The 22,678-nt window shown below is 34.3% G+C and carries 22 protein-coding genes; 12 read left to right on the top strand and 10 right to left on the bottom strand.

What is annotated here, in order from left to right; all coding sequences use genetic code 11:
- Window positions 1–244 precede the first annotated feature (244 nt).
- The 8 genes from SPD48_RS01145 to SPD48_RS01110 form a co-directional block, all read right to left on the bottom strand.
- Complete coding sequence (locus SPD48_RS01145) at window positions 245–1,078, bottom strand: hypothetical protein (protein ID WP_336256210.1); 834 nt, start codon at window positions 1,076–1,078, stop codon at window positions 245–247.
- A gap of 5 nt (window positions 1,079–1,083) precedes the next feature.
- The gene (locus SPD48_RS01140; RefSeq protein WP_336256209.1) at window positions 1,084–2,115 is read right to left on the bottom strand and encodes a polysaccharide deacetylase family protein; all 1,032 of its coding nucleotides are present in this window, start codon (window positions 2,113–2,115) and stop codon (window positions 1,084–1,086) included.
- Between the two features lie 40 nt (window positions 2,116–2,155).
- Window positions 2,156–3,079 carry an NAD-dependent epimerase/dehydratase family protein gene (locus tag SPD48_RS01135; protein ID WP_336256208.1) on the bottom strand — a complete coding sequence of 308 codons (924 nt, stop codon included), beginning with the start codon at window positions 3,077–3,079 and terminating at the stop codon, window positions 2,156–2,158.
- On the bottom strand, window positions 3,076–4,209 hold the full coding sequence (locus SPD48_RS01130; protein WP_336256207.1) for a glycosyltransferase family 4 protein: 1,134 nt from the start codon (window positions 4,207–4,209) through the stop codon (window positions 3,076–3,078). Before SPD48_RS01130 ends, SPD48_RS01135 begins: the two co-directional genes overlap by 4 nt.
- A 190-nt stretch (window positions 4,210–4,399) precedes the next feature.
- Entirely contained in the window at window positions 4,400–5,587 is a 1,188-nt protein-coding gene (locus SPD48_RS01125) for an O-antigen ligase family protein (protein WP_336256206.1), read from the bottom strand.
- 59 nt (window positions 5,588–5,646) lie between these two features.
- Window positions 5,647–6,948, bottom strand: a complete 1,302-nt coding sequence (locus SPD48_RS01120; RefSeq protein ID WP_336256205.1) for a lipopolysaccharide biosynthesis protein — start codon at window positions 6,946–6,948, stop codon at window positions 5,647–5,649.
- The gene (locus SPD48_RS01115) at window positions 6,911–8,329 is read right to left on the bottom strand and encodes a polysaccharide biosynthesis tyrosine autokinase (protein ID WP_336256204.1); all 1,419 of its coding nucleotides are present in this window, start codon (window positions 8,327–8,329) and stop codon (window positions 6,911–6,913) included. The genes SPD48_RS01120 and SPD48_RS01115 overlap by 38 nt, the downstream gene beginning before the upstream one ends.
- 32 nt (window positions 8,330–8,361) lie before the next feature.
- Entirely contained in the window at window positions 8,362–9,039 is a 678-nt protein-coding gene (locus SPD48_RS01110) for a sugar transferase (protein WP_336256203.1), read from the bottom strand.
- Window positions 9,040–9,584: 545 nt separating this feature from the next.
- On the opposite strand from SPD48_RS01110, the gene SPD48_RS01105 reads away from it, so the two are divergent.
- From SPD48_RS01105 to SPD48_RS01050, 12 genes are all read left to right on the top strand, one after another.
- Complete coding sequence (locus SPD48_RS01105) at window positions 9,585–10,547, top strand: ornithine cyclodeaminase family protein (protein ID WP_336256202.1); 963 nt, start codon at window positions 9,585–9,587, stop codon at window positions 10,545–10,547.
- Window positions 10,548–10,558: 11 nt separating this feature from the next.
- Window positions 10,559–11,788: a M20 metallopeptidase family protein gene (locus SPD48_RS01100; protein WP_336256201.1), complete on the top strand. Its 1,230-nt coding sequence runs from the start codon at window positions 10,559–10,561 to the stop codon at window positions 11,786–11,788.
- 4 nt (window positions 11,789–11,792) lie between these two features.
- On the top strand, window positions 11,793–13,229 hold the full coding sequence (locus tag SPD48_RS01095; RefSeq protein WP_336256200.1) for an aldehyde dehydrogenase family protein: 1,437 nt from the start codon (window positions 11,793–11,795) through the stop codon (window positions 13,227–13,229).
- A gap of 152 nt (window positions 13,230–13,381) precedes the next feature.
- Window positions 13,382–14,692: an aminotransferase family protein gene (locus tag SPD48_RS01090; RefSeq protein WP_336256199.1), complete on the top strand. Its 1,311-nt coding sequence runs from the start codon at window positions 13,382–13,384 to the stop codon at window positions 14,690–14,692.
- 277 nt (window positions 14,693–14,969) lie between these two features.
- Window positions 14,970–15,704, top strand: coding sequence for a maleate cis-trans isomerase family protein (locus SPD48_RS01085; protein ID WP_336256198.1), 735 nt, complete (start codon window positions 14,970–14,972; stop codon window positions 15,702–15,704).
- Window positions 15,705–15,767: 63 nt separating this feature from the next.
- Window positions 15,768–16,262 carry a TRAP transporter small permease gene (locus SPD48_RS01080; RefSeq protein ID WP_336256197.1) on the top strand — a complete coding sequence of 165 codons (495 nt, stop codon included), beginning with the start codon at window positions 15,768–15,770 and terminating at the stop codon, window positions 16,260–16,262.
- A 72-nt stretch (window positions 16,263–16,334) separates the two neighbouring features.
- Complete coding sequence (locus SPD48_RS01075; RefSeq protein ID WP_336256196.1) at window positions 16,335–17,624, top strand: TRAP transporter large permease; 1,290 nt, start codon at window positions 16,335–16,337, stop codon at window positions 17,622–17,624.
- Between the two features lie 109 nt (window positions 17,625–17,733).
- Window positions 17,734–18,828, top strand: coding sequence for a TRAP transporter substrate-binding protein DctP (gene dctP, locus SPD48_RS01070; protein ID WP_336256195.1), 1,095 nt, complete (start codon window positions 17,734–17,736; stop codon window positions 18,826–18,828).
- A 396-nt stretch (window positions 18,829–19,224) separates the two neighbouring features.
- Window positions 19,225–20,394, top strand: coding sequence for a M24 family metallopeptidase (locus tag SPD48_RS01065; RefSeq protein ID WP_336256194.1), 1,170 nt, complete (start codon window positions 19,225–19,227; stop codon window positions 20,392–20,394).
- A gap of 171 nt (window positions 20,395–20,565) precedes the next feature.
- On the top strand, window positions 20,566–20,706 hold the full coding sequence (locus tag SPD48_RS01060) for a hypothetical protein (protein WP_336256193.1): 141 nt from the start codon (window positions 20,566–20,568) through the stop codon (window positions 20,704–20,706).
- A gap of 127 nt (window positions 20,707–20,833) precedes the next feature.
- A complete protein-coding gene (locus SPD48_RS01055; RefSeq protein WP_336256192.1) occupies window positions 20,834–21,094 on the top strand; it encodes a DUF5327 family protein in 261 nt (86 codons plus the stop codon).
- A gap of 20 nt (window positions 21,095–21,114) precedes the next feature.
- Window positions 21,115–21,483, top strand: a complete 369-nt coding sequence (locus tag SPD48_RS01050) for a DUF423 domain-containing protein (protein ID WP_336256191.1) — start codon at window positions 21,115–21,117, stop codon at window positions 21,481–21,483.
- Here SPD48_RS01050 and SPD48_RS01045 read toward each other — a convergent pair.
- Together SPD48_RS01045 and hemQ are read right to left on the bottom strand one after the other, a co-directional pair.
- Window positions 21,478–21,741, bottom strand: coding sequence for a hypothetical protein (locus SPD48_RS01045; protein WP_336256190.1), 264 nt, complete (start codon window positions 21,739–21,741; stop codon window positions 21,478–21,480). The two genes, SPD48_RS01050 and SPD48_RS01045, sit on opposite strands and share 6 nt — an antisense overlap.
- Before the next feature lie 134 nt (window positions 21,742–21,875).
- Window positions 21,876–22,625: a hydrogen peroxide-dependent heme synthase gene (gene hemQ, locus SPD48_RS01040; protein WP_336256189.1), complete on the bottom strand. Its 750-nt coding sequence runs from the start codon at window positions 22,623–22,625 to the stop codon at window positions 21,876–21,878.
- Between the last annotated feature and the right edge of the window lie 53 nt (window positions 22,626–22,678).

Raw genomic sequence — 22,678 nt, 5'->3', positions numbered from 1 at the left:
CTTCAACCCCAACTTGCTCAACTTTTATGGCTATCCCCCTAAGCCAATAAAGGTCCATCTGTAGGAACTGTTTATAATGACAATATATAACATGCGATTACTGTGTTATCGGCGATTCGGCTTTTGATTACGGCGGATTGGCTACACATATTGGCGGGGGAGTGGATTTATCGGCGAAACAAACAGATTTCTCGGCGGTAGCCAATATATAACGGCGCTTACTATGTTATCCGCGGTAGAAAACTTACCTGTTTTCTACAGTAGTTAAATATTGACTGACTGGCAATAAGTTACCACGAATTAATTCAGGTTGTTTACGCCACTTAACCTTCAGAGCGAGTAACAAAAGTTTTCCCCGTATGTTTTGTGGGACATAACTATGATATTCAATTACTTGAAATCCCCCAAAGCCTTGTTTGAATTTATTGATATTCTGTTGGGGTTCATTATTTGCATCAATTGATAGACCAAGGAAATCATATGTGTCAAACTCCTGATTTTTAAAAAATAATATATCTTGCCAATGTAAGTATCGATTAGCCCTTCCTATTTCGAGATTAGGGATATCAGAGTTTGCGAATCGACCTGAGCAAGAATATAACATGATTGCCCGTTTACCCGTAATCGTATATAAATGGCTTGCCAGTTTTCTTCCATCTTTATGAAAAACATACGTTATGACAAGCTTCCCTAAATTCATGAAAGATATTAGTTTTCCCATTTTACATGATTCAATGTTTTTTTCTTTCGCAAAAGGATTAAAAAAAGCTGCAAATTCTTCAATGTCTTTTAACAATGGTTCAGTGATAAACTGAACATGCAAGCCATCTCTACTAGCCTTGTTTATTTGATACCTTGTTGTTCTGTTCATATCTTTACGTAATTGTTCAACGGGTTTATGTAGATCGATAAATAAAGTAAGTACCTGCTTATGAATAGTAAGAAACTTATTTGGATTAATTAACTTTTTCTGCTGAAGATATGCATGAACATCCGCTTTTGGCAACGTTTTCGGTACGATTGAATTTTGATATATTTCATTAAAAGTAAATGAATATTTACTCCAATGAATACCCATTTTATTCACATCCTTATTTTATCTAATTTTTTTATATTACTTGAATGTTTTACCTCGATAGTGACTTCTCTCATATTTCTACTTCTAAAACCATACTTTTGTTGTAAATAAGTAAAGTGTTCAAGTATTTTTTGTAAAAATTGGATGTTTTTATCCAAATGAGTTCCAAAGTTGTGTGGGTGCCACCATAAATGATAAACTTCACCTTTTATAGCTGCATACGTCATTGCCTGTTTAATTCGTTTCAATCGTCTTCCTTCTAACCAAGCAAGGTTTTTTGAATAAGGGATAAGAAATTTACTTGCCCGAATATTTACAGGATAGAGCTTATTATTTCTCGGTAACACATATGTTTGATGACCAAATAAATTAAAATAACGATCTAAAAATCGTAATCCTCGTTTAATATATCTTCTTTTTTCATTCGTTTTCATCCTATATATAGAACTGTTTTTATTGCCACGATAAGATGTTATTCCTTTCGAAAGACATGTTTTTAAATAATGTTGATTAATTTGATTACGCGGAAAAATGATGGTTGATATGTTATGACCATTGATTTGTGCGATATGTAAAGCTGCATCTAAGTCACTAGCAAATTGTTTATTTGTTTGTCCTTTTTCTAATGTATAATAATGTGAAAAGGTATGGGTTCCAATTTCTTGATAATCGGTGGAATAAATACGCTGAATTAAATTTGGAGCAAAATAGAGTTTTTTTTCATCTTGATGGATAGGATTATTTTCTATATAGTGGTAAGCTGAAAGTTTTTCATTAACATAAGTAGGTAGAATTGTAGGGATCATCTGGTTTAATTGTGTGCTATTTTTACAGTATAACATTCCAACAACGGCCCATGTTGCATGAATATTATAGTAACGAAAAAGTTGAAGAATTGCTAAAACGGCATCATGTGCTCCAAGTATATTATCTCGATAATTTTCTTTTGTTAATACATCGTGAACTCCCCAAAAAAGTTCAAAATCTAAAGAAATGATAAATGTCCCCTGATTTTGTTTGATAACTTTTTTTACCATTTGCTTTAAAGCTTCTCTCCTTTCAAACTCCCTATTGTACTCATTGCTTAGTAGAAGCTATCATACTGTTAAATGTTATCTTTAATCCTGTATCAATTGTATATTGTGGTTTCCAATTTAAAATATGACGTGCCAATGCATTTTTTAGCCTGCTATGTAGAATATCACCTGACTTTTTTGGTTTATAGCTGGTGGCAATTGCAGAACCAGATTGTTTCATTAAAAGTTGGACCAAATCATTTAGAGGTAATTTTGAATCACTACTAATATTAAGAATATGGGAACCAGAAACATTCATCGCCTGGATGCAAGCTTTAGCAACGTCTTTCACATAAATAAAATCACGTGTTTGCTTACCGTTTCCATAAATAATTAGGGGTAAATTTTTCCTTATTTTATCTATAAAAATCGATATTACTCCTGCTTCCCCTTCAATGGATTGTCCTGGACCATATACATTAGCGAATCTTAAGATACAATAATCTAAATTGAAAATTTCTTTATATAACTTGATATATTGTTCTCCAACGGCTTTTGATAGTCCGTAAAATGAAATGGGTTGAACGGGATGATGTTCATCAATTGGAATATAGTCTGGGATGCCATAGACCGCGGCACTTGATGCAAAAATAAATTTTTTCAGCTGATATTTTGCTGCATATTGCAGTAATTTAACTGTTCCATATCCGTTGGTTCTCATGTCGTAAATAGGATCTTTAATCGAATGTGAAACAGATATTTGTGCTGCTAAATGAATAATAATGTCTGGAAGTTCTTGAGCAAATATTTCTTCTACAATTGAATCGTTTATATCGGCTTGATAATAAGTAATGAGTCCTCGATAATCGACATGATTAAATGATGTTTCTTTATCTAAAATAATAGTCGTATGTCCTTCTTTTACGAGCATATCGATGATATGTAAACCAATAAATCCCAAGCCGCCCGTTACCATAACTTTCATCCTTCCATCACCTCCTTTATTTTACTTTGATGATTCAGAAGTACTTGTTCATAATACTCTTCTGTTTCCTGTAACATTTTAGTAAAAGTAAATTCTCTTTGATATTTTTTTCTAGCCTCGATCCCAAATTGATTTCGGGAATGAGTGTCTCTAAGTAGGGTAGTGATGGCTGTTGTTATTTCTTCAACATCGTCACGTTTTACAAGAAAGCCTGTGTGATTATGATCGATTAACTCTTTTATCCCTCCGACATTGGAAGCAATTGTTGCCAACCCTGCTCGCATGGCTTCAATAATACTTAGTGGTAGTCCTTCAGATTTTGTAATCAAAATAAACAAATCCGCTTTTTCTAAATGTTCATTTACATTCCGACTTTCGCCAAGAAAAATTATTTGATGATTTAGATTGGATTTCTTTGCATAAGATTTGACGTCATTTAGATTAGGTCCATCACCAATCAAGGTAAGCTGCCAGTTTTTATAATCAACCTTTGTTAAAGCATTGAGAAGCAGAATATGATCTTTGGGATATGCAAATCTAGCTACCATTACAATATTAATCAAGGTAGATTCTATTTTACTTTTATTTTTTTGCATCACATCATGAACACCATTATGAATTAATTGCATGTCAATATGGTTAGCAATCTTATATTTTTTTCCATCTGTATAATCATGTTTAGAAACTGTTATTATTCCTGTAGATAACCTTCCAATCAATCGTTCAATCAAAATGTAAGCTGTACGTTTGATGAAATTATTGGCACTTGAAAAAGACCAACTATGTGACGTGAAAACAGTCGGAATATTAAGTTGTCTCCCGACAATTCTTCCAATCACCCCCGCTTTAGAAGAATGCAGCGCTATTATATCAGGTTGAATTTCGTGCAAGATTTTTCTAACTTCAAATAATGCTAATGTGTCTGTTATAGGATTGATTGTTAGTTTTAAGTATTCTAATTCATAGTATTTAATTCCAAGGGCTTCTAAGTCGTTGGTCAGTTTTCCAGTACCATATGCTAATACACATACTTCATGTCCGTGTTCAATTAACCCTTTTGTTAAGTCAAAAACATGTATTTGTGCTCCGCCTAAAACATCCATTCTAGAGACCATTTGAACGATCTTCATGAGAATCATCCTTCCATACTAAATTAGACTTAGTCAAAGTGTATATGTGGAATTACATACAAAACATTTCATGCAAGATTTCTTGACAGCAAGATATCTTTATTCTCTATCCAATTACAAAGATAGTAAGGTTCGTTTGGTATAATGGAGTGAGGAAAGCAAGCATACCAAGTGGAGATAAAAGAATTTCTTATATACGTTCATTCTTAAAACGCTTAACTTCGATATCTATAAATGGCAGAGCCAATAAAAGCCATAAATGGCGCCAATGCATGGTATCGATAAAAATACTGTTAAATAAAATACCAATTAACGATGCAAGTATAATGGCATAATATCCTTGTATATTAGCTGGAGATATGATTAGTAGTTTAAAGGAGCGTGCTAAACAAAGTAGGTAAAAACTTATGAAAGATATAAATCCCAGAAAGCCGTTTTCAAACAATAATCGAACATACAAACTATGTGTTGAAAAGTCTAAAAATGTTTCCGACTGTCCAGGTCCAAATCCTAAGGGATATCTGATTAAATAATCTAATGCGTTCATTTGATTTTGAAAACGGTAGTTATCATATGATTGTAGTCCTAGCCGATCATAAAAAAGGTTACCAATCTTCGTTGACGTTATGAAATAAAATAAAATTGGTATAATAATGAGTATCAAAAGAAAAATTAATTTCAGTCTTTTCACTGTATTTTTTTTGACCACAAATAAATAAATAATAAAAGATAAAATAAAATGTCCCCATGCTGCTCTAGAGAAGCTTAATAAAACACCGAATGTCAGAAACAAAAAAACAAAGAAAAAACCTACTCCTTTTTTATGAAAAATGCCATAATTATTTAATTTCCAAAGGCTATATAAGGTAGGGGGGATTAAAAATGGCCCAAAAACATTAGGATCTTTAAAAAAACCTAGGATTCGATCACGATCTCCATATAATACATATTTTTCAATACTTGGTGCCCATCCAATATAAGCAATTATCCCAAACAAAACAGAAATCATTGCCGCGATGACATATCCATTGAAGATAAACGGAAGTATACTAGTTCCAAAGTAATTGCTAATTGCCGCAATACCAATCCATGAAATAATTAAATAAAAAGTAATCATTATATAATATAGTCCTTGTGATATGTCACCAATAAAAACCGATGAAATAAGATTAATTAAAATAAAGAATAATAGAAAGATAATTGGCCAAAAGTGTTTAACCTGAAAAGTGGCATATTGATAACAAAAAGCCAAGAATATTGTTAGCATCATGAAAAATTCATATGGAGCTGGTTCTACTTTGACAATCGAGCTTATAGCAATAGTGATAGCTAATAAGACTAGAAATAAATTATGTTGTTTTACCTGATATATCTCCAATAAAATCGCCTACTTTTATTGTTTCATTTGTAATGGTTTTTTGAAAAAATGTTTACGTACTACAAAGTTAATTTTTTGCGGTAATAAGATGTGCTGTACCAAGATGCGATACCTACTAAGAGAGACCCGAATGATCCCGCAATACTCATACATAAAATGATTTGCCATGCTTCTGTTAAAAAATAATTGGCATACAAAATTCCTGCAAGGAGTAATATTAATCGGCCTGCTTCAACGAATATTTGCATATGTAATAGTTCAAGTAAATAGAAATTCGTACTAATTGGAACGACTATAAACTGGATAAAATATAAAACGCACATACATAACACATAGGTTCCTGCTTCTTTCCATTCATTACCAAAGACAATTGGAAATACGGAAGGAGATAGGATAGATATGAAGGTGAACACAATGCATGCAATGAGTATAAGTTTCTTTACTGTCGTCCAAAAAAGCATTAAAAACTCTGAAAATGATTGATGCAATAGTTTGGCTGCTTTTGCTAAATATACTTGTTTCACCGAATAACCTAGTATTGCCTCCGGTAAGGCTAAAATTCTCCCAGCAATCAAATACCATCCTGCTGCTTTGACCCCTAATGTACCTGCAATAAAAAAAGTTGGAATATGGTTTGAAAGCCCCTCTAAAACAGATGACCAGCTAGAAATTAATGGGAAGTTTTTGTATCGAATGGCCATTGATTTAATTTTTTTCCATGAAATATGATTAATTGATGTTAAAATATCCTTTTTAAATGAGTATGCTAATCCTAGACCGCCAATCATTCGCCCCAATACTTCCCCAGCTATTAAAAAACCACCGGTATTAGATATAATTCCCAACCCCACTTGTGAGCTAATTTGTGTAATATTCATTCGCACTCTACCTTTGGCGATATTTGAATATTTTTCCTGCCGAAGAGCCCATAGTTGAAATACTTGAAACATACCTAACCCTAAGATACTTAAAGGAAGGCCGTACAAATAGGTTGCAAAGTTTTGAATACGAAACAAATCAATAAGTGGTTGAAGAAAAAGTATCATACATAGTGAAATAAATAGAATTGTGCCACAGAGAATAATGAGAGCTACGACCATTATATTGATAGAGTCTGAGTCTTCTTTAGGGAGTGGGATTGCTGTTTCATAATGTAGTGATGCAATAATGGAAACAGTATATAAAATTGCTGTGTAAACTGCATAAACGCCAAACTCTTCTGGCCCATATATTCTTGTTAAAATAGGGGTTACTAATATGATGGCCATTTGTGATAACATAGTTCCAGACATTAATACAGTTACACTACGGACAAAGTCATTTTTAATTAAATGTAGACTCTTCGCTAACCCTTGCTTCATTCTTTTTCCACCTTGTTCCATAGTTATAATTTTCGAGGATTTTTTTCTCCAATTTGGCCTTATTCAAGACGGTGCCAAGGATGGTAGCATGGACATTTTTAAGTTGATCTATTGCTTGGCGAACATGAGTTACTTTTGTTTTATCAGCTTGTATCACAAGCATACAGCCATCTACCTTCGTGGCTAAAATAGAGGCATCCGATAAAAATAATGGTGGACTATCAATAATAATTTGATCAAATTGACTTTTTAGTTCATCGAGCATTTCATCCATGTGTTTAGAAGATAATAATTCGGACGGTGTTGGAGGTAATGGGCCGGAAGCTATTAGTTTTAAGTTTGGTGTTGACGTTTCAATTAATATATCTTCTAATGAATTATGACCTGCTAAATAGTTGGTAAGCCCAATTCTTCCAAATCCTATCTCAGGTTTTTCTTTACGCAAATCAGCATCAATTAATACGGTTTTTTTATTATCTAGTGCCATTATTGCGGCTAAGTTTCGACTTGTTGTTGTTTTACCTTCATTCTTCGAGGTGCTTGTTACAAGAATAGTTTTTAAAGAGTTCACTCTAGCTTGAAACTGTAAGTTTGTTCGTAACGTTCGGTAAGCCTCAACAGTCGGTTCATTTCTTGGGATAATTCTACTCTTTAGTATGAAAGATAAATCTCTAATATCTTCTGAATAATATTTTTTCGATTTTATTTGGAAAGTGTTGATTTTTCCAATCAAAGGTAACCCGAGAAACTTTTCAACATCTTCTTTTGTGCTGACTTTCGTACGGAAATAGTAGGATAATAAGGTATAAATGACGACTGATAGAACGCCGATTGTAAATGACAAAATGGTTAAAAAAATAGGTTTTGGGAAAATAGGGTCTTTAAACTTATCCTTTGTTGCAGTCGTTAATATTTGGATGTTTTCAATATTCATTAACGTTTTAACTTCTTTTTGAATAGTTATTGCTATTAAATTGACAATTTCCACTGACTTTTCCAAATTATTATTTCTAACAAATAAGGAAACTATTTGTGAATCTGAACTTGCTTCAATATGAAGATTGTTTTTTAATTCTTCATTTGAATATGTATGGTCAAGCTCCTGGGAGACAATATCAATAATATAATCACTTTTAATAATGAATTGATATGTTTCAATTAGTCTTAAATTTGTTTCAATATCCATCGTTGTTAACTGTTCTTCAGTATTTGTTAATGGATAATTAATTAATAGATCTACACGAGATTCATAGAGGGGAGAGATAAAAAAATAACTAATAAGCAAACCGCAACAGGCAAACAGTAAGGGAATAATAATTAGATGTTTTAGTTTTTTCTTAAATATAATTAAAAAATCGTTTAATTGATATGTCATTTCCATTTACATCACCACTTTATTATTGTTTTAATTTGTTAAATGGCTCCTTCAGTTTTGATTACTTTAATAATAGTTAAAAAAAGGATTATTAGATCAAATGAGAGGGACTGATTTTTTACATAGTACAAATCATACTCGATTTTTTGTCCATGAGTCATATGCGATCTACCTTTAATTTGGGCATAGCCAGTTATACCTGGTTTTACAAGTAAGCGTCTTTTTTGATACTCATTATAGTATTTAGCTATTTTTAATGTTTCAGGTCTTGGCCCTACAAAGCTCATATCTCCTTTCAAAACATTTATTAATTGAGGTATTTCATCAATACTAAACTTTCGTAACCAAATACCGATTGTTGTGACATATGAAGATGGTTCTGACTTAAAAATAAAGTCATCTGCAATACCATTTATCCACAACGAGGTGTTTAATTCCTGTGCCATTTTATTTTCCTTCATCGTACGAAATTTCCATATTATAAAAGGTTGTGCATCTTTGCCTATTCGCTCTTGGCGAAAGAAAATTGGTCTTCCACAGGTAATTAATATTGCTAGACTGACCAATAAAAATAAAGGTGAAAAGATTATTATTAAAAGAAGACTAGCAAATATTTCAAGAGCTCTTTTTACGTTGAGATAATAGCTTATTTGATCCTTCCAAATTGTTTTATGTTCATTTTTTGGTAAAGAATATGATTTTACTTTATCTTGCATTTTGACCTCCTTCTATTAAGCGCTATTTGGAATGTAATTGGTCATGAGTAATTCGATTTATTTAATTAATACACTATATGCATAAAATTGTATTACATTCGTTTTTTTGGTTGATACAAATTCAAAAGGACTATTAATGCAAAGTTACTCATTGAATGAAAGTTGTTCTATCTTATATACAGCTTGGGCAATTTATCTTCCAAAGTCTGACGTATTAGGGTAGCAAATAAATTTAACTTTCTTTTCTTTCAATAAAAAGCGTGCACGTTTTTTATAGAGATTCGATTAAGGAATCTTTAATTCATTGTTAGACAGTCTAATGTATGGTGATGTTAGAGGGTAGGGTTATTCAATTCCCTGCTCTAATGGATTAAACGTACTTTTCTGTTCTAGGAGCTGTAAGCAGAATAATTCATACAATTTGTATATAAAGTTAATTGAAAAATTCATACATTGTTGCAATTGTTTCCTTACCAATGTCAATCGTATAATTGGGTTAGAGTAAATTCCTAATATTGTCTATAAATGTAAAAGGGGGCATGCGTATGCTGATTTTTACTGAAGACGAAATTCGACAACAACTTGAATTGAATGATGAAGTTATCGAAGAAGTCGAATCGGCATTTAAAATGATTAGCACTAACCAAATCGAAATGCCACCGACAATGCGTGTTAATGTCCCTAATCATAATGGTGAAATAATAGTGAAAACAGCTTTAATCACAGGATTGGAAATGTTTGCGCTTAAAGTTTCATCACACTTTTTTAATAACTTTAGTATTGGGTTTTCTAGTACTAGTGGTGTGATGATGCTGATGAACGCACTTAATGGAAAACCGGAGGCATTTTTTTATGATAATGGTTTTCTAACAGACCTGCGAACAGGAGCTGCAGGTGCAATCGCCGCTAAGTATTTAGCGAATGACGTTATAAATAAGGTAGGAGTTATCGGGACTGGTTCACAGGCGAAAATGCAACTTATGGCATTGAAGAAGGTTCGTGACTTTAAGACGGTGTATGTATATGGAAGAACTCAGAAGCGAATGGGAGAGTTTAAACAATATATAGAATCTGCTCTTCATGTCGATGTCCATATCGTTGAAACGCCAGAACAAGTTGTAAAGTCAAGTGAACTTTTAATTACTGCCACTCCATCTAACGAGCCAATCGTTAGGCATGAATGGGTGCCGGATGGAATGCATATTACGGCAGTTGGGGCAGATGCTGATCATAAGCAAGAATTAGATCCAGAAATTTTTAAGTATGCGAATATTATCTGTTGTGATGTCATTTCACAAAGTAAAGAACATGGGGAACTTCGAGAAGCATTTAACAAAAACATATTACATGATACGTCAAAAATTTATGAATTAGGCAACATGATTTTGCAGAAGGTAAAATACAGAAAATCTAGTCAAGATATTACTATTGCTGATTTAACAGGAACTGGAGCACAGGATACAAAAATTGCACTTTATGCATATAAAAAATTAACAGAAGAAAAGTGAGTTGATGTGTTATGAAAATAGTAGAGGGAGCTGAATCCTTATTTGAAAAGTTAACTTTATGGCGTCGATATTTACATGAACACCCAGAATTAAGCTTTGAGGAAGTTGAAACTTCAAAGTTTGTAGCCAACGAACTAGCAAAGATAGAAAACGTTTTTGTTGAAACAAATGTTGGGGGTAACGGGATTGTAGCAACATTAACGACAGGAGAAGGTCCGACTATCGCAATTAGAGCTGATATGGATGCGCTGCCAATTCAAGAAGAGAACGATCATTCCTTTGTATCTAAAAACGATGGAGTAATGCATGCATGTGGACACGATGCGCACACAGCGATGCTTTTAGGTGCGATTCATTTATTGGCTGAACAATTTCGTGAAGGAAAATTATCTGGAACGGTAAAGTTTATTTTTCAGCCTGCAGAGGAAAGTACAGATATACATGGACTTTCAGGAGCGCCATATATGATCCAGGCAGGTGCATTACAAGATGTAGAAGCGATAATTGCGCTTCATGTATGTCCATGGCATCCAGTTGGAGTTGTACAAATGAATAATGGTTTTAGTATGGCAAATGTAGATGTGTTTGAAGCGACGATCAGAGGAACAGGAGGACATGGTGGTTATCCACATTTGTCAACAGATCCTCTATGGATGTTAGGGTCTATTTTACAAACTTTTTATGGAACAGTCGGAAGAAGAATTTCACCTTTAGATATCGTTGCGGCAAGTATCGGAAAAGTTGAAGCTGGAGCGGTAAGTAATGTTATCCCTTCCGAAGTGAAAATTGAAGGAACACTAAGATCTTATTCCCCGGAAGCGAGGGAAAAGTTGGCAGAAGAAGTGGAGAATGTTTTTAAATTAGCAGAAACATTTGGTGGTTCCTATGAATTTGAACTAGAAAAAGGCGAGCCGGCTTTAAACAATGATATGGAAGTAAATATGATCATTGAGCAATCGATACATGAACTATATCCAGGTATGCAAATTCATTGGGAACCATTTGGAATGGGTGGAGAAGATTTTGGCTACATGACGGAGCAAATACCTGGATCAATGTTTTTCTTAGGTTGCTCTTTAGAAGACGGATTAGATCGAGATCTGCATACACCAATTTTTGATATTGATGAACGATGTTTACCGATTGGTACTGCAATTTTTGTTGCGGCTGTTAATAAGTTTTTAAACCGTGAAGAATTGCATCACCCCTTAAAAAGAAATTCAATTCAGAAAGGTGCGTGAGAATATGATGACAACTGTAAAAGGGAAGAAGATGTTTTTAGGTGGAAAGTGGATTGAAAAAGATGAAGTTATCCATGTATATGATCCACAAGATAATTCAGTAATTAGTACGGTACCAAAAGCATCAAAAGCTGATATATTGGCCGCGATTGAAGCAGCGGAAGAAGGCGCAAAAATTGCAGCAAACATGCCTGTCCATGAACGAATAACAATTATAAATAAAGCAGCGGATTATATTGAAAAGAATAGCGATATTTTTTCTGAAACCATTGCTAGTGAAGGAAGTAAGACAATCAAGGAAGCAAGAGGAGAAGTTGCAAGATGTGTGAATACACTTAGGCTTTCTGCTGAAGAGGCAAGAAGAATTATTGGAGAAACTATTCCTTTTGATCAAATGCCGGGCCATGAGAATAGAATTGGTTATTATTATAATTTCCCAATTGGAATTGTTGCAGCCATTACTCCATTTAATGATCCGCTTAATTTAGTGGCACATAAGGTAGGTCCTGCTATTGCATCAGGGAATGCGATTATTGTAAAACCTGCAACGCTCACACCATTAAGTGCACTTTTATTAGCCGAAGCATTTGATGATGCCGGTCTTCCTGGAAAAGTTCTTTCTGTGGTAACTGGAAGTGGTGGTGAAATTGGCGATACACTCGTTACACATCCTTCCATCCGCATGGTGTCTTTTACGGGAGGGTTGGAAACAGGCGAGAAAATTGCTAAAAAGGCCGGCTTGAAAAAATTAAGCATGGAATTGGGCTCAAATTCACCTGCAATTATTTTACAAGATGCAGACATAAATGAGGCAGTCAATAGTTGTGTTGCCGGGGCTTTTGGAGCGGTTGGTCAAAACTGTTTAGGTGTTCAAAGAATATTTATTGAAACTCCTAATTTCGATGAGTTTGTTCACAAATTTGTGAATGAGACAAACAAGTATAAAACAGGCAATAAAAAAGATGAAGCGACAGATATGGGACCATTAATTTCAGAAAAAGAAGCTATCCGTGTTGAAGAATGGGTCAATGATGCACTAAAGGATGGCGCAACTCTGCTTACAGGTGGAAAGAGAGATGGTGCATTTTATTCGCCGACAGTGTTAACGAATGTACCAACAGATGCAAAAATTGCAAAGGAAGAAATTTTCGGTCCAGTAGTGATTCTGTTTGAAGTGAAAGATCTTGATGAAGCAATTGAAAAGGCAAATCATGTAAATTATGGATTACAGGCAGGTATTTTTACAAAAGACATAAATCTTGCTTTTCAGGCAATTAAACAATTGGAAGTCGGAGGCATCATGATCAATGATAGTAGTGATTACCGAATTGATGGTATGCCATTCGGAGGAGTAAAAGGATCAGGCCTTGGACGTGAAGGAGTTAAATACACGATTCAAGAAATGACAGAACCAAAAGTCGTTAATTTTAAATTAGGATAAATTTTGTATCATTTGAAATTTGAAAATATACCATGTACAATAACCAAGTATAAAATGGAATAAGGTTAAATTCTATTAACATTTTTGGAAAAACTCCTTCATTCATTGTACAGATTGGTTAGTGCGCATGAATACACAAGGAGGAAATTAAAATGGCTCAAATTACGAAAGACAATAAATTAAAAGAAGAATTGGTAGAACTGGATAAGAAGCATTTTATCCATCCTACATCTAATATGAAACAATTGCAGGAAGAAGGACCAGCCTTTATTTTCACAGAAGGCGACGGTATTTATTTAAAAGATGTAGAAGGCAGAACTTTGATTGATAGTTTATCTTCTTTATGGAATGTAAACATTGGGCATGGAAGAGAAGAGCTTGGCGAAGTGGCTAAAGAACAGATGGGGAAATTGGCCTTTACATCGGCTTTCAGTAACTGGAGTCATGAGCCGGTAATTCGACTTGCGGCTGAAGTTGCCAAATGGGCACCAGGCGATTTAAATGCAACGTTCTTTACATCTGGTGGATCAGAGGCGAATGATTCTGCGTTTAAAACGGTACGTCATTATTGGAATATAAAAGGACGTCCTGAAAAGAAAAAAATCGTTTCTCGAAAAAAATCGTATCATGGGGTTGCTATGGGGGCAACAAGTGCTACAGGAATTCCAGAGTTCCATAAATTCACGCAATCTATTGCTCCAGACTTTTACTATGTTGATAGTACGATAGAGTCATTAAAAGAGCTAATTGAAAAAGAAGGGGCAGATACAATCGCTGCGTTTATTTCTGAGCCAGTTCAAGGTTCAGGAGGGGTAAACTTACCTAGTGATGGGTATTTTGAAGAAGTCCGTAAAATATGTGATGAAAATGACATTTTGATTATTTCTGACGAAGTAATTTGTGGGTTTGGCCGAACAGGTACAAACTTCGGCATGGAAAACTTCGGAATTACACCAGATATTATTACGATGGCAAAAGGAGTTACAAGTGGATATGCACCGCTTGGCGGAATGATTATTTCTGAAAAACTCCATAAAGAAATCTATGAAAAAACGGAAGGTAACTTCTGGCATGGGTACACGTATAGTGGGCACCCAACAGCTGCTGCAGTAGCATTGAAAAACTTAGAAATTATTAAAAATGAAAAATTAATTGATAATGTAAATGCAATGGGCGAAGAAATGTTAAAAGGATTCAAATGGATCCAGGAACAAAACGAAAAAGTTATTGATGTTAGAGGAATTGGTTTATTAGGTGCCATTGGTATTGAAAGACAGTCAGCTGATGTAGATCCAGTTGGTCCTAAGATAGTTGCAGAAGCATTAAAAAGAGGTTTAATTTGCCGTTCGGTTGTTTATGATGGTCAAGACACATTAGCGTTCGCTCCACCGTTCGTCATTAATAAAAAACAAATGGATGAGATGATTACAATTGTTAATGAGTCTATTAAGGCAGTTATATAAAATGAAAAATACAGGTGGAGTTACTTTATACTCCCCTGTTTTTTTTCAACATTAATGAAACATACTATTTCCATGTGATAAGTTGAATATTAACTGAAATTATTTGACTAAACAAATTGTCTAATGATAAATTATTAATTTCATACATATTAAACGTTGATTTCGTACATGCCGATTTTTATAATATAAGAAATAAACTTACCTTGTGATATTCTCTATGAACATCACGCTAATACTTGATCGAAGAACATCGAGATAAAGGATGGGAGAGAACATAATGGAATATGCCCCTTATGGTTGGAGAGCAAAAATAGGTTTAATATATATTGCTTCAGCTTACGCCATGGAAGTAGAATTTAACCAAATGGCGCCCGAAGGAGTTACCACGCATACGTCAAGAGTAGCTCTATGTGAGCGACCGGAACAATTTACAATAAGTGATTTGTCGACACTTCAAGAAGATGTATTAGAGGCAACAAAGCTACTTGCACAAGCTCCTTTAAATACGATTGCTTTCGGCTGTACGAGTGGAAGTTTTGTAAACGGTGTCAAGTATGACAAAGAATTTATCAATCAAATGGAAACGATCGCTAACATGCCTTGTACAACAACTGCGAATTCGGTTGTAGAAGCATTGAAATCACTCAATATTAAAAAAGTGGCAATTGCGACGCCCTATGAAAAAGATGTAAATGATTTAGCATATCAATATTTTACAGACTGCGATTTACAAATAACAAACATGACAGGTTTAGGCATTATGAATGATTATGAGATTTCAAATTTAGATATTCATTCGATTTATCAGATGGCAATAGATGTAAATACAGATGATGCAGAAGCGGTATTCATTTCTTGTACTGGTCTTTCAGCTGCAAATCTGATTAAAGTTTTAGAGGAAGATCTTCAAAAACCGGTAATCACTTCAAACCAAGCGACCTTTTGGCACACGTTAAGATTGAGTAATGTAAAAGCAAACTTAAAGAATTTTGGTCAGCTGTTTGATAGATAGAAAACACTTCATAATTGAACGAAGTTATGAAAGCGTATTGCAAAATAAAAGGGGGGTGTTATGATGGGTGCTTTACGTAAGATAGATGAAATTTGGGAGAAGATTGAGGCAGGAATATTAAGTATTACAACCATCTTAATTAGTTTTATGTTAGTAGGTAATGCGGTAAGTCGTTATTTTTTCAATAAAAGTTGGGCATTTACCGAGGAAATAGGCAAAGTTGGAATTATCGTTCTTACATTTATGGGGTTAGGTTATGCTGCTCGCAAAGGGATGCATATAGAAATGTCAGGATTTTATGATTTGATGCCTAAAAAGGTTCAACGAATTTTGGGAATATTCATTAATTTATTATCTGCTCTCGTATTAGTTTTCTGCACGTATTTAGCTATTAAGTATGTTCAACACTTACATACATTGGGTCAAGTTTCTACAATTTTAAGAACACCATTATATCTAACCATGATGTTTATTCCAGTTGGTTTTTTCTTAGCAAGTATCCGTTACTTTGTTGATTTTGGTAAACGGATCACCGAAACAGTGCAGGATGATTCATAACTGATAAACCATGAAAATGATCCGAAAAATAACAAGCAGAAAACAGAGTGAGAGCGGAGGGATAGAAAAACCATGTGGTTTATTATAGCTTTATTATTCATTATGTTGTTTTTAAATTTTCCAATTATGATTGTATTACTTGTGTCAGCTTTATTAATGACATTGATATTTGCACCGAATATGGATATGGTAATGTTTATTCAGCAGATGTCAAGCAGTATTGAATCGTATGTATTATTAGCAATACCTATGTTTATATTTGCGGCAGATATTATTGTTGAAGGTAGAACAGCTAATAGATTATTAGATTTTGTTAAAGACATGTTTGGACATATCCGTGGGGGAACGGGAATTGTTGCAGCGGCAACAAGTACGATGTTCGGTTCTGTATCCGGTTCCTCACAGGCAACGATTGCAGCAATTGGAAGACCGATGAGGAATAGAGCATTGGAATACGGGTATAAAGACTCGCATATTATCGGTTTAATTATTAACTCTGCAGGGATTGCAATCTTAATTCCACCGAGTATCGTAATGATTTATTACGGCATGTTGACCGGAACATCGGTAGGAGATTTATTTATCGCAGGGATTATTCCTGGTCTGATGGTGTTTTTCGGTTTTGCCCTTTGGGAATTCTTTATTGCTATTAAAAAAGATATTCCGGTTGAGCCGAAAGCGTCTTGGAAGCAGCGTTGGGATTCTTTTAAAAGAGCGCTATTAACGTTCGGATTTCCAATTCTTATTCTTGGTGGAATTTATACCGGAATGTTCAGTCCTACAGAAGCGGCAGCGTTTTCGGTACTTTATGCAGCACTTCTGGAACTTGTAATCTACCGATCGATTAAAATAAAGGATATTTATCGTATAGCTATTTCAACAGGGGTAGTGACAAGCATTGTATTTATTTTATTAGCAGCTGGCGGTGCTTTTTCTTGGATTATTTCTTATTTGAGAATCCCTCAGTTATTAATTGAGACAGTATTAAGCTCTGATCCATCTCAGCTTGAGATCTTACTCATTATGTCATTATTTTTCTTGATCTCTTGTATGTTTGTTGATTCGCTAGTAGCGATTGCAATTTTAACTCCAATCTTTTTCCCAATTGCTGTTGCGGCGGATATTCATCCGGTTGCAATTGGAATATTAATTACAATGCAAGCAACACTTGGTACGGTTACTCCTCCATTTGGGGTTAATATATTTACGGCTTGTGCCATATTTAAAAAGCCTTATCTGGATGTAGTGAGAGGAATTGTTCCATATATACTTATTTTCGTAGCGATAAATGCACTTTTAATTTTTTATCCGGAAATAATTATGGTTTATCAGGACATCCTTGGTACATCTAAGGGAGGTTAAACAGTCTTTAGACAGCATCTCATATTTTTATTTCTTTTGGGGGGTGTTTAGTTTCTACTAATAGTGGGGGTCTAAAAGTAGCACGCTAAATATAAAAGGAGGAAATAATTTGTATAATAAAAAAGGATTTTATTTACTTTTATTTATGTTTATTTTATCAATTGCTTTAGTAGCTTGTGGCGGGGGCAGTGATGATGCTGATTCTGGTACAGATACCGGTGACAGCGGAAGTGATGCTAGCTCAGGTGGAGAAGAAATGACATTAAAGTTTGCTCATGAAGAAGGTCAAGGAGATGTTCAAGATCTTTATGCAAACAAATTTAAAGAATTGATTGAAGAAAAAACAGATGGAAGAATTAAAGTTGATGTGTATACAGCAGGTACACTTGGCACGAACATGGATGTATTACAATCATTACAAACTGGAGCAATCGAGATTGCAATCACATCTCCAGGATTTTCAGGTGACGTTATCCCTGAGTCACAAATCATGGCAATTCCGTTCTTATTCTCTGATAACTTAGAAGTAAACAAGAAAGTCTTTAACGAAAGTGAAGCATTATATGGACCATTAGCTGAAAAATATGAAGAAAAAGGAATTACACCTTTTAAATTCTGGTTGGAAGGATTTATGTATTGGACGGCTAACAAAGAAATTACAACACCAGATGACATGAAAGGCGTTAAAATCCGTACGATGCCAACAAGCTTAATTATTAAGTCGTATGAGTTAATGGGAGCAAATCCAACACCGACTGATTCCGGTGAAATTTATACAATGCTTCAAACAAAAGGTATCGATGCACAGGAAAACCCACTGTTCTATATTGTTAGCAGTAACTTCCTAGAAGTGCAAGATTACTTAATGGATTCAAAACATCATATTTACACAACTGTAACTGCTGCTAACCAAGATTTCTTTGAAGGTTTATCCGAAGAAGATCAGCAGATCATCCGTGATGTTGTAGATGAAGTAAACGAATGGTCTTTCGATATGCAAGACGAAGAAGCTGAAAAAGCTCTTGAAAAAGCTAAGGAAGAAGACATTGAAATTATTGAGTTAACTTCAGAACAAAGAGAAGCATTTAAAGAGCTATCATTACCAGCGCGTGAAGAGTATAAGAAAGAAAGCGATGCTGCAAAAGAAATTCTTGAAACTCTAGAAAAAGAGATAGAAGAAGCTGAAGCAGAGTTAGCAGAGTAAATTATTTCTAAAAAGTAAATAAAGGTATTATTCCTTTTTAACACATTCATAAGGGAGTCTGATCTCATTTATTGAACCATTTGAATTGGGCTCCTTTTTTGTGAGGAAATTTAGCTTTAACAAGCGTTAATTTCTTTTAATGTCCCTTATAGTAGAAGGAATCTTCGACGGTCTTTCGCGAGGAAGCTGAGGCGATGTCCCGTGGAAAGCGAAGGATTCTGCTGAAGTGAATTTTTTGCGCTAAATTAATTTATAATTTTACGTCACAGTCTACGGATTTTGTGTACGTTACAAATGGTTTGTTGGGACGAACGAAAGTGAATTTTTTCTCCATGGCTGAGAAACTAAAAATATTGATCCCTTATACTTACATGACAAAACGAAAGGTAGGATAATATGTTACATTTTTCTAAATCAGAATTCCAAACGAGACTTATAAAGACAAAACAAAGCATGGAAAAACAAGGAATAGATGTATTATTAGTCACAGATCCAGCCAACATGAATTATTTGACTGGGTTTGACGCTTGGTCATTTTATGTACACCAACTGCTAATCGTCATCGCTGAAGAAGAAGAACCGATTTGGGTAGGACGAGGCATTGATGGTAGTGCAGCAGAAATTACTACATGGTTAAGTAGTAAAAATATCCTTCCATATTCGGATGACCATGTTCAATCGACAGTAAAACATCCAATGGATTTTGTAGCCGCTATATTAAAAGAAAAGGGCCAATCAAATAAAACGATTGCTGCAGAGTTTGATGCATATTATTTTACCGCCAAAAATTATATTCAACTAACAAAACAACTTCCAAACGCAACGTTTGTCGATGGAACTAGCCTTGTGAATTGGATTCGGATTATTAAGTCCGACCAAGAAATTAAATACATTAAGAGAGCTGCCACCATCGTTACAGAAACAATGCATAAAGGAATTGAAAGAATTAATGCCGGAGTAAGGGAATGTGATGTTGTAGCAGATATTTTCCATAAGCAAATTTCAGGAACGGAAGAATTTGGCGGAGATTATACATCAATTGTTCCTTTACTACCATCTGGAGAAAAAACATCCGCTTGTCATTTAACATGGACAGATGAGGTTTATAAAGAAGGGGATCCTGTCATTTTGGAACTGGCCGGGTGTCATAAACGATATCACTCTCCGCTTGCAAGAACTTTAGTGATAGGTAAACCTACTTCTGAAATGGAAGAATTAGCTGATGTAGCTATAGAGGGAATAGAGGCAGCTCTTGATGTTATTAAGCCGGGAGCTACTTGTGAAGAAGTAGAAATGGCATGGAGAAAGTCGATTGAAAAACGTGGTTTTGAAAAAGAATCCCGTATCGGCTATTCGACAGGACTAAATTACCCACCTGACTGGGGTGAGCATACAGCAAGTCTAAGACCCGGAGATAAAACTGTTCTGCAGCCAAACATGGTTTTTCATATGATACCGGGAATTTGGATGGATAACTATGGTATTGAAATTAGTGAAACATTCCGTGTCACTGAAAATGGAGTAGAAGTATTAGCTAATGTCGATCGAAAATTATTTATTAAATAATATGTCAAATAGGTTTTAGTCATTATTCGAAAGATTTCTCCATGTTCCTTTACTATGAAGAAATCTTTCGCTTTTTGTTGATTCATATATTTGAAAAAACTATTGCTAAAACATTTAGTCAATTGTATAATGATGGAAAATCGTTGTTTTTAGTAGAAAGGGGACTGTCGTGTGGTATTTGGGTGGATGGACGTTTGTGAATTAACAAAGAAAAAGCTCGACAGGGAACTTCAACCAAAAGAAATTGATTTTTTAAAATGGGTTTATGAAAAACATAAGCAGGAAGAAGCAGCTAAAATAAAAACGAAATAATGATCACGTAGGGAAAGTCTTATCCATAAATTTGGGTAGGGCTTGTTTGTTGTGAGGTTTAAAATTCCAAGTCATAAATAACAATGTTATACTAAACCTAAGTGTAGTATGGAGGTGTTCATCATTAATGGTAGTATCTAGTGAAACAATCATTAATAAGATGCAGAAAGAGTTAGAACAAGCAAAAAAGACTTCAGATGAGCAAGAAAAAAGAGAACATATTTCTAAAATAAAATTATTATGTGAGTTACTTCTCGAAGAAAATAAGGATACTAACATACAAACTACGAAGGAACAAAGAACTTTCGTAGCGGATCCTGTTAATAATGATATATCGGTTACACCTTCTGTGAATGACGATGATGGTACTTCTATCTTCGATTTTTAACATACGAAAGGAAATGAAAAATGAAGCTATTATTTATTATAGGTGCGATTAATGGATTTTTAGCTGTTGCATTAGGAGCCTTTGGGGCACATGGATTAGAAGGAAAAATATCAGAAAATGCTATAAAAACATGGGAAAAAGCTGTAACTTATCAAATGTTTCATACTGGCAGTATTCTTATAACAGCTGTTTTAATGTTAAAGTTCCAATCAAGCACTTTAATGTGGGCAGGTTGGATGTTTATTATTGGTATTTTATTATTCTCAGGTAGTTTATATATTTACTCTACTACCGGAATCCGATCATTAGCAATGATCACTCCATTTGGCGGGGTTATTTTTTTAATCGGCTGGATTTTACTTGGTTATGCTGTGATGAAAATTCTATAATTTTCTCATGGTAGTAAATAGCAAATAAGTGACGAAAATAATTAGGACTATCGCCCTTGCCAGCTGTTTTAATCCTTCGATTTGTCGAAATGAAATGTTAAGCAATAAGGCTTCGCAAATTAAACTGGCAGCTATCATATAAAATGAAACGATGATTAAAAGAAAAGTTGACTTTATCATAGCAATAAATCCAATAAGTATTGCAAGACCAAGTGATCCAATACTTAATAAATTATATTTATCTCGCTCATGCTGCATACTTTACACCTACTTACGGGAAGATGTTATTGATGTAATATATGTATGTATTAAGCAGGTTATGAGTAGAAGGATATTTATAAGCTGAGTATCAAAAAAGACTTTCATATAGTCCATGAAAGTCTTTTTATGTTTTATATACTTAAATAATCCGGTAATTCTTCTTTAGTAATTTTTGTTCCGATAAAAAACTCACCGAATTCGCCGTATCGTGAACTAACTTCATCAAAACGCATTTCGTATACGATCTTTTTAAGTTCTAATACATCATGTGCAAATAAAGTTACTCCCCACTCCCAGTCGTCAAATCCGATAGAACCGGTAATTACTTGCTGTACTTTACCTGCGTATTTTCTGCCAGTTTTACTATGCTCGTATAACAGTTTGCCACGTACATCTTTTTCTAACGTATACCAATTGTCGTTACCTTCGCGACGACGATTCATCGGATAAAAAGACATATAGTCAAATTTAGGTAAAGTAGGATATAGCCTTCCTTGAATATAGGGGCTGTTTTCCAAATCTTCTCCCGGTTTTTCAGGTTGATAACGAGAAATTTCAACTACTGAAAGATAAGAATGTGCAGGTATTAAAAACTCTGCAAATTTTGATTTATTAATTTCAGTTTCAATTTCATTAAGCTCTTCCATCGTCGGTCTTAAGAACATGAAGATAAAATCAGCTTTTTGACCAACAACTTTATAAAATGCATGGCTGCCTTTTTTTTCTTCTTCCACAGTTTCCCATTTAGAAAGCAGATCATTGAATTCTTTGATTGCTTCCTGACGCTCTTCTTCCTGAGCATATTTCCAAGACGTCCAATCGATGGAGCGTAAATCATGTAAACTATACCAACCGTCAAAAGTTTCGACTGCCTGTACCATAACTTATATTCCTCCATTACTCTGTAATTAAAGACAATCCTACTATACCACAA

It is taken from the genome of Pseudogracilibacillus sp. SE30717A (genome assembly GCF_037071985.1).
Taxonomy (GTDB): domain Bacteria; phylum Bacillota; class Bacilli; order Bacillales; family Amphibacillaceae; genus Pseudogracilibacillus.
Note: the sequence above shows the minus strand (reverse complement) of the source record. Positions and strands in the feature narration are given on the sequence as shown.